This is a genomic window from Gemmatimonas sp. (assembly GCF_031426495.1).
Lineage (GTDB): Bacteria > Gemmatimonadota > Gemmatimonadetes > Gemmatimonadales > Gemmatimonadaceae > Gemmatimonas.
Genome location: NZ_JANPLK010000009.1, coordinates 53,195 through 66,317, shown reverse-complemented (window position 1 = coordinate 66,317; position 13,123 = coordinate 53,195). Strand labels below are relative to the sequence as shown.

General features: G+C 65.3%; 12 protein-coding genes. 8 read left to right on the top strand and 4 right to left on the bottom strand.

Translation table 11 applies throughout. The annotated features are described in order from the left end of the window. Window positions 1–4: 4 nt before the first annotated feature. The gene (locus tag RMP10_RS03025; RefSeq protein ID WP_310568982.1) at window positions 5–1,390 is read right to left on the bottom strand and encodes a carboxypeptidase-like regulatory domain-containing protein; all 1,386 of its coding nucleotides are present in this window, start codon (window positions 1,388–1,390) and stop codon (window positions 5–7) included. After that, window positions 1,387–2,751 (bottom strand): carboxypeptidase-like regulatory domain-containing protein, encoded by a 1,365-nt coding sequence (locus RMP10_RS03020; RefSeq protein WP_309673489.1) that lies wholly within the window; start codon window positions 2,749–2,751, stop codon window positions 1,387–1,389. The genes RMP10_RS03025 and RMP10_RS03020 overlap by 4 nt, the downstream gene beginning before the upstream one ends. Window positions 2,752–2,881: 130 nt before the next feature. On the opposite strand from RMP10_RS03020, the gene RMP10_RS03015 reads away from it, so the two are divergent. Genes RMP10_RS03015 through RMP10_RS03005 form a run of 3 tightly spaced genes read left to right on the top strand, consistent with a single transcriptional unit; the run spans window position 2,882 to window position 7,944 of the window. Next, window positions 2,882–4,096: a sialidase family protein gene (locus RMP10_RS03015; RefSeq protein ID WP_310568981.1), complete on the top strand. Its 1,215-nt coding sequence runs from the start codon at window positions 2,882–2,884 to the stop codon at window positions 4,094–4,096. Continuing rightward, window positions 4,093–5,859 (top strand): M28 family peptidase, encoded by a 1,767-nt coding sequence (locus RMP10_RS03010; RefSeq protein ID WP_310568980.1) that lies wholly within the window; start codon window positions 4,093–4,095, stop codon window positions 5,857–5,859. The genes RMP10_RS03015 and RMP10_RS03010 overlap by 4 nt, the downstream gene beginning before the upstream one ends. Window positions 5,860–5,895: 36 nt before the next feature. Further along, the gene (locus tag RMP10_RS03005; RefSeq protein ID WP_309673486.1) at window positions 5,896–7,944 is read left to right on the top strand and encodes a sodium-translocating pyrophosphatase; all 2,049 of its coding nucleotides are present in this window, start codon (window positions 5,896–5,898) and stop codon (window positions 7,942–7,944) included. 57 nt (window positions 7,945–8,001) lie between these two features. Here the strand turns inward: RMP10_RS03005 and RMP10_RS03000 are convergent, their stop codons facing one another. Further along, window positions 8,002–8,412: a four helix bundle protein gene (locus RMP10_RS03000; protein ID WP_310568979.1), complete on the bottom strand. Its 411-nt coding sequence runs from the start codon at window positions 8,410–8,412 to the stop codon at window positions 8,002–8,004. A gap of 126 nt (window positions 8,413–8,538) precedes the next feature. Here RMP10_RS03000 and ychF point away from each other — a divergent pair, with 126 nt between their 5' ends. Beyond that, a complete protein-coding gene (gene ychF, locus RMP10_RS02995; RefSeq protein ID WP_345785772.1) occupies window positions 8,539–9,642 on the top strand; it encodes a redox-regulated ATPase YchF in 1,104 nt (367 codons plus the stop codon). A 36-nt stretch (window positions 9,643–9,678) separates the two neighbouring features. Then, the gene (locus tag RMP10_RS02990; RefSeq protein ID WP_310568978.1) at window positions 9,679–10,467 is read left to right on the top strand and encodes a DUF3108 domain-containing protein; all 789 of its coding nucleotides are present in this window, start codon (window positions 9,679–9,681) and stop codon (window positions 10,465–10,467) included. Here RMP10_RS02990 and RMP10_RS02985 read toward each other — a convergent pair whose 3' ends face one another. Then, window positions 10,468–11,178: an SOS response-associated peptidase gene (locus RMP10_RS02985; RefSeq protein ID WP_310568977.1), complete on the bottom strand. Its 711-nt coding sequence runs from the start codon at window positions 11,176–11,178 to the stop codon at window positions 10,468–10,470. It lies immediately after the preceding gene. 151 nt (window positions 11,179–11,329) lie between these two features. Between RMP10_RS02985 and rpsF the strand changes: the two genes are divergently transcribed. Genes rpsF through RMP10_RS02970 form a run of 3 tightly spaced genes read left to right on the top strand, consistent with a single transcriptional unit; the run spans window position 11,330 to window position 13,101 of the window. After that, a complete protein-coding gene (rpsF, locus tag RMP10_RS02980) occupies window positions 11,330–11,722 on the top strand; it encodes a 30S ribosomal protein S6 (RefSeq protein ID WP_171224948.1) in 393 nt (130 codons plus the stop codon). A gap of 3 nt (window positions 11,723–11,725) precedes the next feature. Continuing rightward, entirely contained in the window at window positions 11,726–11,947 is a 222-nt protein-coding gene (rpsR, locus tag RMP10_RS02975) for a 30S ribosomal protein S18 (RefSeq protein ID WP_171224949.1), read from the top strand. Between the two features lie 2 nt (window positions 11,948–11,949). Next, on the top strand, window positions 11,950–13,101 hold the full coding sequence (locus tag RMP10_RS02970) for a DUF2232 domain-containing protein (protein ID WP_310568976.1): 1,152 nt from the start codon (window positions 11,950–11,952) through the stop codon (window positions 13,099–13,101). The last annotated feature ends 22 nt before the right edge of the window (window positions 13,102–13,123 follow it).

Genomic DNA, 13,123 nt, shown 5'->3' with positions numbered 1-13,123 from the left:
CCGTCTACCGCTTCGCGTTGATATGCTGCTTGGTCCAGAGCACGACTACGGCACATTGATTGCCCGCCGTCTGAAAGCGCGCCGGCGCCTGCATCTCGTTGTTGAAGATCTCGACGGCGGCGATTTCGTCCTTCGGCAATCGGGCAATCAGGTTATCAGGGGTGTTCGGCTCGCGCACCGCGTTCACCCACAGCGACGCCATGCAGTCGCCACGACCACGAATCACGAAATCGTTCGGCACGCGCCCCACCTGCGTCCGAATGCCCGGCAGCAGATCGAGGGCCTGACGGGTGCGATCGTACTTGGCGAAGTGCGTGGAATCGACGAACCGGCCAAGCCCCGATGTTTTGCGCTCGTCGAGCTCCGTGGCATCACGTGATTTGATACGCGTGGAGCGGATGTTGACCCGCTCCACCAGCGTGCCCTTCTCCACCACGACCTCCAAACCGGTCACACCCTTCTCGAACACGTCGAGCTGTTTCGGCACGGTCACGTAACCGATCTTGCGGGCCGACACCATGCGGCTCCCGGTCGGCACATTGTTGATCGTGAAGCGTCCATTGGGCCCCGACATGATCTCAGTCGCGAAGCCGCCGAACGTCACCATCGCGGCCGGCACCGACGCGCCCTTCTCATCGACCACGCGCCCCTGCACCGTCGCGGTGGCCGTCGGACCGCCCGTGGCGCCGAGGATCAGATCGACCCGGCGCAGTGAGGCCGCGTCGGCATCGACCAACACGTTGTCGCTGCGATACTGCGAGGACGACGCCACCAGCGCGGCCGGTCCGAACTCCTGCACGCCGCAAAAGATGTAGTTGCCGAGCGAGTCACTACGCACCGTCATCGACTCGAACTTGGGCGTGCTGTCCAGCAAGCTCTTCACCGCCTGCCACTGCAGCACGAGACCCACGCCCGCCACGCGGGTGCCGCCGTCTGCGGCGGTGGTGGAGCCGAAGAGAATGCCGCCCATGCCGTTGGCCGGCCGACGCCGCGCGACGCACAACCGGGCCCACGCGGTGTTCATGCCGGGGGTCGCCACGATCGGGCGTTCCCACGCGCCCTCACCATCAGGGCGCACGGCAATGAGGTCGCCAAGACCCAATCGATCCGCGCGCTCGTGAAACGCCACCAGACGCGACACGCGCACTGGGCTGTAGATCGTGAAGCGCCCGAGCGAGTCGCTGACCGCCGTTGCGCCGCCAGGTTCGGCGGTGATGAGCGCACCGGCCATCGGCCGGAACGCAAGGCTGTCGTAGGCCAAACCGCGCAGCGTGTCCGGACGCTGCGACGCTGGCGACAGCTGCGCACCCGCCGTCGCGCTTGCTTCCAAGCTCACCAGCACACTGGCCAACAGGATCGAATGTCTTGCCGCACGCATCACACGCATCATCCGCGAAGAGAGTTTTTGGTCCAGACTAACAGTACCGCACACGATGCGTACACCGGTCGGAACCGAACCGGTGCGAACTCGCCGGACGGGAAGAGTTCCATCGCGGCGATGTTCTCCGGCGGCAGCATCGCGAGATATGCACTGCTTTCCGTCACGCCATCGACGTACAGCGACGCTTGACAGCGTACCCCACCCGATCTGACTCGACCCAGGATCGTGAAATCAACGCCATTATTTGCCGTCGCGATTTGCAAGGCAGGAAACTGCCGTAACGCCGACTGTGTCCGCGGGTACTTCATGATTTCCGTGGATTCCATGACCGTCCCCATCCCGAGGCGCTTGCGCTCTTCGAATTCGCGACGATCGCGGGACACGGACCGCCGGGCGGTTACGCGCACGCCTTCAATCGACACCCCGCGTTCCACCACGGCGACGTAATCCGGTACGCCCACCTCGGGTACGTCAATCGACGAGAGATACGGCAGAAAGCCGATCTTCCGCACCGACATCATGCGGGTTCCCATCGGCACGCCGCTCATGCTGAAGCGGCCATCCGCAGCGGAGCGTACGGGCTCCGCGACGCCGTCGACCGTCACCTGCGCGTCGCTGATGCTCTGTCCGTTGTCGTCGCGCACGCGGCCCTGTACCGTCGTGCGTACCGAATCGGCGATCGCACCCAGCATCACATTTGCCCGACGGATCGGCACCACATCACCCGGCAGCAGCAGCGCCGCCGATCGCAGCGTCGCAGTCGACGCGATCACCCCCGCCGGCCCGAACTCCTGCACGCCGCAGAACACGTACTCGCCGACGCTGTCGGTGCGCACGACCTGCGATTCATACCGAGGGATCGTATCGGCCCGCAGCCTAGTGGACTCCCATTGCAGCTCGATCTGTGCCCCTGCCAAGCGCGTCGCTCCGTCCGCCGTTATGGCGCGCCCGAAGACGATACCTCCCACGCCGTTCCGGGGCCGCCGTCCCGTGCAGAAGCGGGACCAGACCACGTTCATGCCGGGTGTGGTCAGCGACGGCCTCCAAGGCTCGGTGCCATCCGGGCGCTCGGCGCTCAACGCCCCAACCCCGATCCGATCGAGCAATTCGTGATAGGCCACGACCCGCCGTACGGGCGCGGCTGCGCTGAGAACGAATCGTCCGGTCGAGTCGGTCCGCGCACTCACCTCGCCTCCGTCGCCCACCACGAAGGCTCCCTCGAGCGGCATGCCCGAGAGGCTGTCGAAGACCACACCGCGCACGGTATCCGGTACACTCGGTATTACCCGAACCGAAACGGGCTGTGCCGCGGCGGTCGTCGAGGTGACCAGCCATGTCGCCACGGCAGCCGACAGCCGCCGGCGCTTCATTTGACCAATTGAGGACGCAAATGCGCTCTGCATGGTTGATCGGGACGGAGTTGACGCGCAACGTTCATGAATGCCTTCTCAATCTCCTGCGCCGCGATGGCCTTCCGCCAGTCTCGCCCTGGGACTCTCTGTGAGCCTCGCGATGTTGACCGCCGCCTGCGACACGGGCACGGGCGCCGCGAAGCCGCCGAAGACCACCACCCTTGGCGTGGTCGAAGAGTTCGCGGCGCCGGCGCCGGCGGGCAGTCGAACGTCCATGATCGTCACCGACGACAAGGGCTCCGCCTACCTGTCGTGGACGGAGCAGCGCGCTGACTCATCGTTCGCGATCCGCCTGGCGAAGTGGAATGGCGCCACGTGGGATTCGACGCGCACGATCGCCGCCGACCGCCCATTCTTCGTGAACTGGGCCGACTTCCCGGCTATCACGAAGCTCGGAAACGGCGATCTCTCCGCGCACTGGCTCGAACGCGAGGGCGCTAGCACGTATGCGTATGGCATTCGCACGGTGCGATCGCGGGACGATGGACGCACCTGGAGCGCCCCCGTGACGCCACACACCGACGGACTGGCCGCCGAGCACGGCTTCGTGTCGCTCTGGGCCGACGGGGGCCGTAACCTTGGTCTCGTGTGGCTCGATGGACGCAAGAGCGCCATGAAGGACTCCACGCGCGAGATGACTGTTCGCACGGCGGTCGTGCGCGAAGACGGGACGATCTCGAAGGAAGCCGTGCTCGACGCCCGTACCTGCGATTGCTGTCAGACGGCAACCGCCAAGGGCACCCTCGGGCGCGTGATCGTGTACCGCGATCGCTCGGACAAGGACATCCGCGATATCGCCATCGTGCGCGAATTGGTGGGCGGTTGGAGTCCGCCGGTGCTCGTGCACGCCGATGACTGGTACTACCCTGGCTGCCCCGTGAATGGCCCCCAGGTGGCCGCCAGCGGCAAGACGGTGGTCGTGGCATGGTACACCGCCGCCCACGACACCGCACGCGTATTGGTGGCCACCTCGACCGATGGCGGCGCGACCTTCGGGGCGCCGGTCCGCATCGACGAAGGGGATCCGATCGGCCGCGTGTCGATCGTCCTCGACAGTCGGGCCGAACCGATCGTGGCGTGGCTCGAGCAGCGCACCACCGACGAAGCCGAGGTGCTGGTGCGTCGCGTGACCGGCACGACGGTCAGTGAAACCCGCAGTCTGGCCCGCACGTCGGGAGCGCGGCAAAGCGGCTTTCCGCGTCTCGCCGTGCTGCGTGATACCCTGTTGGCCACCTGGACAACCACGAAGCCGGCACCTCAGGTCCACGTGGCGCGTCTTCCTCTTTCTTCGAGTGCTCGATGAGTGCTGTGGTAATCCGTACGGTGCAGTGCGCCGCGTCGATCCGAACGTTGCTCGCAGCGGTCACGCTCGCCGCTGGTGCGCTGCCGTCATTCGTGAACGCGCAGGACGTACCCAAGTCGCAGCCGGTCGCCACCGCGCCGGCCCCGCGCACCACGCTGCCGCTCAAGCTCGCGCCGCGTCCGACCAAGAGTGCGATTACCGCCGACGATCTGATGACGCGGCTGTACATCTTCGCCGATGATTCGCTCATGGGACGCGATGCCGGCACGGAGGGCAGCTTCAAGGCCACCGAGTTGTTGGCGCGCGAAGCGAAGCGTCTCGGGCTTCAACCGGCCGGCGATAGCGGCACGTTCTTTCAGACGCTGCCGCTCAAGAGCAAGAAGGTCGATCCGATGTCGTCGTTCATCGCCGGTGGCGCGTCGCTCGAACTCGGCAAGGAATGGGGCTTCATGAGCGGTAGTACGATGACGTTCAACGACACGCCGGTGGTGTTCGGTGGGGTCATGGGCGAGCAGTCGTTGCTGCCGGCCGAGCAGGTGGCGGGCAAGCTCGTGGTGCTCACGGTGCCGGCGTCGCGGTCGGCGCTGCAACAGGCACTCGAGGGGAATGTCGATGTGCCCGCCGGCGCGTCCGGCATCGTGCTCGTGCTGCCGCAGCAGGCCGCCGGCTACGTCGGCTACGTGTTGAGCACCGGACTGTTCGTGGACGATCCCGCGTTCGGCGGTCCACGCCTGATCGTCGGCGCCACTGTGATGTCGAAGCTGTTCACGTCGCCGGCGAGCGAACTCAAGGCCGGCACGGTCGGCACGAGCGTAAACGTGAAGGCGATCCTCGATGTGGTGCCGTCACCGTTCCCGGCGCGCAACGTCGTCGCGATTCTGCCGGGCAGTGACCCGAAGCTCAAGCATCAGTATGTCGCTGTCGGCGCACACAGCGATCACGTGGGCATGTCCCGTCGCGCGGTCGATCACGACTCGGTGCTGACCTTCAACCGCATCGTGCGCCCGGGTGGCGCCGAGAACGACGACAAGATGGGCAACGCCGAACAGTTCACGCAGATCAACGCCGAGCTGGCCGAGATGCGGAAGTCGAGTCCCACGCGCCGCGATTCGATCTTCAATGGCGCGGACGACGATGGCTCGGGGTCGGTGGCCGTGCAGGAGATCGCCGAACTGCTGTCCACCATGAAGGTCAAGCCGAAGCGCTCGACGCTGTTCGTGTGGCATGTCGGCGAAGAGAAGGGCTTGTGGGGCTCGAAGTTCTTCACCGCGCACAGCACCGTGGCACGCGACTCGATTGTCGCGCAGCTCAATATCGACATGGTGGGTCGTGGGTCGGCCACCGACGTCACTGGCATCTCGAAAGAAGGCCAGGATCTGCGCGGTGGCCCCGACTACCTGCAGCTGGTCGGGTCGCGCCGCCTGTCCACCGAGCTCGGCGATCTCGTGGAAAGCGTGAACAAGGCCAAGACGCACAATCTGCTGTTCGACTACGGCATGGACGCCAACGACCATCCGATGAACATCTACTGCCGCAGCGACCACTACGAGTACGCCAAGTGGGGCGTCCCCGTCACCTTCTTCACGACCGGTGGCCACTCAGCCTATCACCAGCTCACCGACGAACCGCAGTACATCGACTATCCGCATATCGAGCGGGTGGCCAAGCTGATCGCCGACGTGGCACAGGAGCTGGGCAATCGCCCGGGACGTCCGGTGGTAAACCAAGCCAAACTCGACCCGCGCGGCGTCTGCAAGCAGTAATGTTCCTCGACCATTTCGCCCCTCCAACTACTCCCCATGTTTGACCAACTTCCGCTGCTGTCTTTGGGTGCGGGCGTCGTCGGCCTCATCGCGACGTTCCTGACCTTCGGCGGCATTCGCCGTCTCTCCCCCGGTACGCAGGCCATGCAGGATCTGGCCGGCGAAATCCACGTCGGCGCCATGGCATTTCTGCGTGCCGAGTACGTGGTCCTTCTGCCCTTCCTGCTCATCGTGGCCGGCCTGCTGGGCTGGGCGATCGGTGTGAAGACGGCGATTGCTTACGTCATTGGTGGACTGCTCTCGGTGGCGAGTGGCTGGATCGGTATGCAGGGCGCTACGGCGGCCAACGTGCGAACAGCGGAAGCGGCGCGCTCGAGCGGTCAAGCGGCCGCCCTACGCGTCGCCTTCAGCGGAGGCTCGATCATGGGCCTCGCGGTCGCGTCGCTCGGACTCGCCGGTATCGCCATCGTGTTTGCCTTCCTCGCCAAGGGCGAAGTCACGGCCGATGCGAAGGCGTTTGCGGAGATCATCTCCGGATTCGCGATGGGCGCTTCGTCGATCGCGCTGTTCGCGCGTGTCGGCGGCGGTATCTACACGAAGGCGGCCGACGTTGGCGCCGACCTGGTGGGCAAGGTTGAAGCGGGCATTCCGGAAGACGATCCGCGCAACCCCGCCACGATTGCCGACAACGTTGGTGACAACGTGGGTGACGTGGCCGGTCTTGGCGCCGACATCTTCGAGAGTTATGTGGGCGGCATCGTGGCCACCATCGCCCTCGCGGCGACGAGTGTGCTGATCCCCGAGGCGACGCGCGTGAACGCGATGCTGCTGCCGGTGGCGTATACGGCGGCCGGACTCGTGGCGTCGCTGATCGGCATCTTCATGATGCGCATCCTCGCCAAGGGTGACCCGGCCAACGCGCTGCGCTTGGTCACGTTCATCGCCGCCGGGCTGTTCCTCGTGTTCGCGTATTTCATCACAAACATGGTGCCGCTGGGCATGACGACCGAAGCGGGCGTGGCCCTGCCCGCCCTCGGACCGTTCTACGCGGTGATCGCCGGTACGGTGTCGGGCATCTCGATCGGCCTCGTGACCGAGTACTACACCGCTGCCGGCCCGGTGCGCCGTATCGCCGAGGCCTCGCAGACGGGGCCGGCCACGAACATCATCGCCGGTCTCGCCGTCGGCATGGAAAGCTGCATCGTGCCGGTGCTGCTCATCTGCGGCGCGATCTGGGTGTCGTTCACGTCGGCCGGCTTGTATGGCATCGCCATCGCCTCGGTTGGTATGCTCGCCACGGTCGGTGTGACGATGTCGGTCGACGCGTACGGTCCGATCTCCGACAACGCCGGTGGCATCGCCGAGATGAGTCATCTCGGACCGGAAGTCCGCAAGATCACCGACGGTCTCGACGCGCTCGGCAACACCACGGCCGCCATCGGCAAGGGCTTCGCGATCGGATCGGCGGCCCTCACGGCGCTAGCGCTCTTCTCGGCCTACGCCTCGGCCGTGAACCTCACGGTGCTCAACCTCATCGACCCGATGGTCGTCATCGGCATGTTCGTGGGCGGCGTGGTACCGTTTTACGTCGGTGCCTCCACGATGACCGCGGTGGGTCGTGCGGCCCAGGGCATGGTGGAAGAAGTCCGTCGACAGTTCCGCGAGATCCCGGGCCTGCTGGAAGGCAAGCCGGGTGTGAAGCCCGACTCGGCCCGCTGCGTCGAGATCTCCACCAAGGCCGCGATCCGCGAAATGATCGCCCCCGGCCTCGTGGCGATCCTGCTGCCGGTGTTCGTCGGCAAGTTCCTCGGCGTCACGGCGCTGGGCGGCCTTTTGGCCGGTGCCACGGTGACGGGCGTGATGATGGCCCTGTTCATGGCCAACGCCGGCGGCGCGTGGGACAACGCCAAGAAGATGATCGAAGGCGGCATTCTGGGCGGCAAAGGCTCCGACCCGCACAAAGCCGCGGTTGTGGGTGACACGGTGGGCGATCCGTTCAAGGATACCAGCGGCCCGGCGATGAATATTCTCATCAAGTTGATGAGCGTGGTGAGTCTGGTGCTGGCGCCGTGGTTCTTACGGTAACGGCGAAGTAGGGGGTACGGAGTATGGGGTACGGAGACTTCGTCTTCGTACCCCTCCTCATTTCTGCGAGCGACGGTGCGTGCTTTCTGACAGATCGTGCTGCTGTCGGACGCGGCGTTGAAGGGCGATCAGCATGCGCCGGATCGCGATGGTCTCGGCGGCGAGTGTGTCGTGCACGTCGGGCGCTATGGCGCGAAGACGCTTGGCGAACGCCAGGTGGCTTTGTGACTCCGAGGCCGACGCGATCGCGATCTGCAGGTACCTGGCGACCTGCGGCCGACTCCCGGATCGACAGCCCTCGGCGATCGATGCGTGAATCGATGCCGAGCTCCGCGCGAGTTGGTACTGCACGTCGCGGCGGGATCGCACCGACTCACCGCGCAGGGCGTCTCGTACCGTTGCCGCGTAGTCGAGCGCCCGCGCATAGACCAGAAGCTTCTCCGGGTCCTGCATCGAATAGTCGGTCATCGCGCCAATCTGCCCCCTCCCCCGCCCCACGCCGTCACCAATTCCCTGCCCCCCGCTACATTTCACCGCAGGCGGAGCGCGTCGCGACTCCCTACCCCGTACTCCGTACTCCCTACTTCGTTTTTCATCGTGCTTCAACTCGGCATCGTCGGTCTCCCCAACGTCGGCAAATCCACGCTCTTCAACGCCCTGACCTCGGCCAAGGCGGAAGCGGCGAACTATCCCTTCTGCACGGTCGATCCGAACGTCGGCATGGTCGAAGTGCCCGACGCCCGTCTGGCGAAGCTCTCGGACATTGTGCAGCCCAAGCGCACGCTGCCGGCGGCGGTACAGTTTGTCGACATCGCCGGGCTCGTGAAAGGCGCGTCGCAGGGCGAGGGACTGGGCAACAAGTTCCTGCAGAACATCCGCGAAACGGACGCGATCGTGCACGTGATCCGGTGCTTTGCGGACGACGACGTCACGCATGTCATGGGCTCGCCTGATCCAGCGCGGGACAAGGAAACGATCGAGCTCGAACTCGCGCTCGCCGACTTGGCCGTGGTGGAGAAGCGCCTCGACAAAGTGAAGCGCGCGGCCAAGGCGAACGACAAGGACGCGTTGGCGGAGTTACCGGCGCTGGACGCCGCCTTCGCGACGCTGTCTGAGGGCATGCCGTTGCTTCGTGGCGGACTGTCGTCGGAGCACATGCTCTCGTTGGCCGGGCTGCAGCTCATCACGGCGAAGCCGGTGCTCTATGCGGCGAACGTGACCGACGCCGAGTTGGCGGGTGACGAAGGACCGTATCTCAAGGCGTTGCGCGCGGCCGTGGCGGCCACCGGTGAACACGCCGAAATCGTGGCGTTCTCGGCCAAGATCGAAGCCGAGCTCTCCGAGCTCCCCCCCGAAGAGCGGAGCGAGTTCCTCGCCTCGCTGGGCATCGAAACGGCGGGTTTGGATCGCTTGATTCAGGGCGGCTATCACCTGCTCGGACTGCAGACGTATTTCACGGCGGGCGAGCAGGAAGTGCGCGCCTGGACGATTCATCGCGGGGATACCGCGCCGAAGGCGGCGGCCGTCATCCATACCGATTTTGAGAAAGGCTTCATTCGGGCCGAAACGGTGTCGTACGTGGACTTCATCACGCACGGCGGATGGAAGAACGCGCGCGAGAAGGGCGCGGTGCGCTCGGAAGGCAAGGAATACGTGGTGCACGACGGCGACGTATTGCTGTTCCGCTTCAACGTCTAGCCGACCTTTTTCGCGAAACATGGGTAGCACGTCGCCATGAGTCTCGTATCGAAAGGCACGGCACTGGTCGCCGCGGTGGTGCTCGCGTGCGGTTCGTCCCCGATCGCCGCCCAGGCCCCGGACATCGCGGAGAGTCGCGTCATCCAGCGACTCCCCGCGGGAGCGCTGTCGGTGCCGTTCAAGGTCGGTGAACGACTCGACTACGAGGTGCGTTTCGGCTCGCTCAAGGTCGGCAACGGCAGCATGGAGGTGCGCGAGATTACCGAAGTGCGCGGACGCGCCGTGTGGCACACGGTGTTCAAAATCAATGGCGGCATTCCGCTGTATCGGGTGAATGACTTGTACGAGTCGTGGTTTGACGTCACGACGCTCAACTCGTTGCGCTACCATCAGGATGTCGACGAGGGCAGCTACGAGCGCACACGTCGCTACGAGATCTTCCCTGAGCGCGGCATGTTCAAGGAAAATGACCGTCCCGAGGAGCCCACGGTGGCGAGTCCGCTCGACGACGGCTCGTTCCTCTATTTCGTGCGCACCTTGCCGCTCGAAGTGGGCAAGTCGTACGAATACGCCCGCTACTTCAAGGCGGCGGGCAATCCCGTGCGCATTCGCGTCGTGCGCCGAGAGACGATCACGGTGCCCGGTGGCACGTTCAAGACCGTCGTGCTGCAGCCCACGTTTCAGACGAAGGGCATTTTCAGTAAGAACGGCAAAGCCGAGGTGTGGATCACCGACGACGATCGCCGGATGATGGTGCAGATGAAGTCGAAGCTGAGCTTCGGCTCACTCAACTTGTACCTGCGCGGCTCAAGCGGCACCAAGTAGTCAGTCGTCGAAGAACTGTTCGCTGCGGTGCGCGTCCGAGCGCACCAGCGGGGTGGCACACTGTGGGTCGTCGTTCCGCGTGGCGTTCACCCAGGTCTTCACCTGATACGCATGTAGTGGCCCCTCGTACGGCCGAAGCAGTCGCGCCGCGTCGGCCGGTGCGGTGGCAGGATCGAGCCACGCATCGACGTCAGTGAGCGGCAGAATCACCGGCATGCGATGGTGAATCGGCTCCATCGTGGCGTTCGCGTCGGTGGTGATGACGCAGCACGTCAGCACCGGATCGGCGATGGGATCATGCTTCGGCTGCCATAAATCCCAGAGCGCCGCCATCACGAACGGCGCGTCGTCGGGCAACCGGATGCACCACGGCTGCTTGCCCTGATGCCCGGGCACCACCTGCCATTCGTAGAACAGGTCGGCCGGCATCAGGCCGCGCTGCGTCTTGAAGGCCGCGCGAAACGCCGGCTTCGCGGCGATGCCGTCGGCGCGCGCGTTGGCGAGCTTGTGGCCAATGCCCGGGTCGTCGGCCCAAAATGGGATCAGCCCCCACTTGGCCGTGCGGAGCTCGCGCGCCCGGCCCTCCTGCAGCACCAACGGCACCGCCTGCGACGGCGCCAGGTTGTAGCGGGGAGCGAGCGCAGGGAAGGTGACGCCCAGAGGGAGCGTCCCGAGCCGCGCGGGGTTGCCGAAGCCGTATCTGCCACACATATGCCCGCAATGTACGGCAGGCCTCCCTTCCCTTCCATCCCCGCTCGGGCTAGGCTTAAAGGCTCATCTGGAACTGATCACCGTTCCTCTGACCCTCCTCCCGCGGATCGGCACTTCGGGGGGCACCTTAGACCACAGGGAGGATTGCCGAGTGGCAAAGCTCAAAATCCGCCGCAACCCTACGCGGCGTTACGAAGCCGTGTATATCGTCGATAGTGCTATCGAAGATGCGGCCATTCTGGAAAAGTTGGACAAGTTGCAGAGCCTTCTGAATCTCGCCGCGCCGGCTGAGATCGAGCATTGGGGCCGTCGCCAGCTCGCGTACAAGATTGGTCGCCACGACACCGGCTACTACGCGATCGCCCGCTTTGAAACGACCCCCGCCGTGCTTCCCGAGTTCGAGCGTGCGCTCAAGCTCGACGAAGGGATCATCCGCTATCTCATCTCGCTGGCCGAGCATGAGTTGGGTGCCCCGAAGCTCAGCGATGAAGAGCTCGCTTCGCGCCGTCGCGCGGGCGATGACGACGACGACGACGAGGATTAAATCATGCGCCGCCAAAAGAAGCCCTGCCCGATCACGGAAGCGGGCATCCGCTACGTCGATTACAAGGATGACCGTCTGCTCGCCCGTTTCATCACGGACTACGGCAAGATTCTACCGAGCCGCCTGAGCGGTGTCGACGCGCGTCACCAGCGTCAGCTGTCGAAGGCCGTCAAGAAGGCGCGGTTCCTCGCGCTCCTGCCGTACGTGAAGGGACAGACGGGCTGAGTATGACCGGAGCGTTCGCGTCGGAGCTCGCCGCGACCGCTCCTCAGGAGCGTGGGTGGCGGTGGTTCGTGTTGGCGCTGGTGCTGATGGTGCTGGTCACCGCAGCCCCGGCCTGGCCCGCCTCACTGTCGCTCCTTGCCGGAGCGATCCGGCTGTTGCTCCCGGTTGAGCAGTTTGCCCTGCTGGTGCTGGTCGCGATCGCGTCTTGCGCGGTCATCGGCTGGTGGTCGGGTGGCCGGCTCGTGGTGGCGCTTCTCTGGGCCGCCGGAGCCGGATACGTGATCTGGAAAGTACCGCTTCCCTTCTCAGGCTACGGTGCGTTCGGACGCGGATGGGCGCTCACATTGGGCGCCGCCTTCGGACTCGTCTGTTTGGTGTCGCCCCGTCGGGCGCTCCTGATGAGAGCCCTTGGTGCGATTGGCGTGGCGGCCATGATCACGGCCGCCGGCTTCACCACCCGCACCAACGGTGGCAGTACGCTGTTCGACGGACCGGCGCAGATGCTCTCCCGGGAGTATCAGCGTCGACTCGGCGAGTCGTTGCAAAGCTGGCGCAGTCGGTCGGACACGGAGTCGTGGCGCGCGTTCGCGCAGCGCTTCCCCGAGGCCGCTGATCGCGCCAACCGGATGGAAAACCTGCTGGTCATCTTGGCTGAACCGCTCTCCGGAGCCGGGTCGGCGCGAGGACTGATCCCGGGTCCGCTGGTATCGATCGCGCCGGCCTTATTGGCGCTCGAGTCGCTGTTGGCGTTGGCGTTGGGGTGGGCGGCGTATCATCGCTTGTCGAGGGTACGTATAGGTCCGCCGCTCGGTGCGCTGCGCGATGTGCGATTCAACGATCAGCTGGTTTGGGGATTGGTGGTTGGTGTGACCGTGCTGCTGTTGCCGACGCTCGCCGAGTGGCGAACGGTTGGTGCCAATCTGGTCTGTTTTTTCGGGTCGCTGTACGCCTTTCGGGGCGCCGGCGTACTCACGTGGTGGACCCCCGACCGACTCGCCGTTCCGGCGCTGCTCGCGTTGGTGGTGTTGGTCCCGATCCTGGGTCCAGTCTGGGTCGTGGTCGCCGTGTTGGCGGTCACCTTCAGCTTGGGACTGGGTGACACCTGGCGTGACTTCCGAGCCGGCGCGCAACCGCGCCGATCGTCGCCCCGCTGAATTCACACACCTTTATCGCAGG

Excerpts from the sequence above, each read along its gene's own strand:
- RMP10_RS03025 (WP_310568982.1), bottom strand. The coding sequence starts at position 1,390 with ATGATGCGTGTGATGCGTGCGGCAAGACATTCGATCCTGTTGGCCAGT.
- RMP10_RS03020 (WP_309673489.1), bottom strand. The coding sequence starts at position 2,751 with ATGAAGCGCCGGCGGCTGTCGGCTGCCGTGGCGACATGGCTGGTCACC.
- RMP10_RS03010 (WP_310568980.1), top strand. The coding sequence starts at position 4,093 with ATGAGTGCTGTGGTAATCCGTACGGTGCAGTGCGCCGCGTCGATCCGA.
- RMP10_RS03005 (WP_309673486.1), top strand. The coding sequence starts at position 5,896 with ATGTTTGACCAACTTCCGCTGCTGTCTTTGGGTGCGGGCGTCGTCGGC.
- RMP10_RS03000 (WP_310568979.1), bottom strand. The coding sequence starts at position 8,412 with ATGACCGACTATTCGATGCAGGACCCGGAGAAGCTTCTGGTCTATGCG.
- RMP10_RS02990 (WP_310568978.1), top strand. The coding sequence starts at position 9,679 with ATGAGTCTCGTATCGAAAGGCACGGCACTGGTCGCCGCGGTGGTGCTC.
- RMP10_RS02985 (WP_310568977.1), bottom strand. The coding sequence starts at position 11,178 with ATGTGTGGCAGATACGGCTTCGGCAACCCCGCGCGGCTCGGGACGCTC.
- rpsR (WP_171224949.1), top strand. The coding sequence starts at position 11,726 with ATGCGCCGCCAAAAGAAGCCCTGCCCGATCACGGAAGCGGGCATCCGC.
- RMP10_RS02970 (WP_310568976.1), top strand. The coding sequence starts at position 11,950 with ATGACCGGAGCGTTCGCGTCGGAGCTCGCCGCGACCGCTCCTCAGGAG.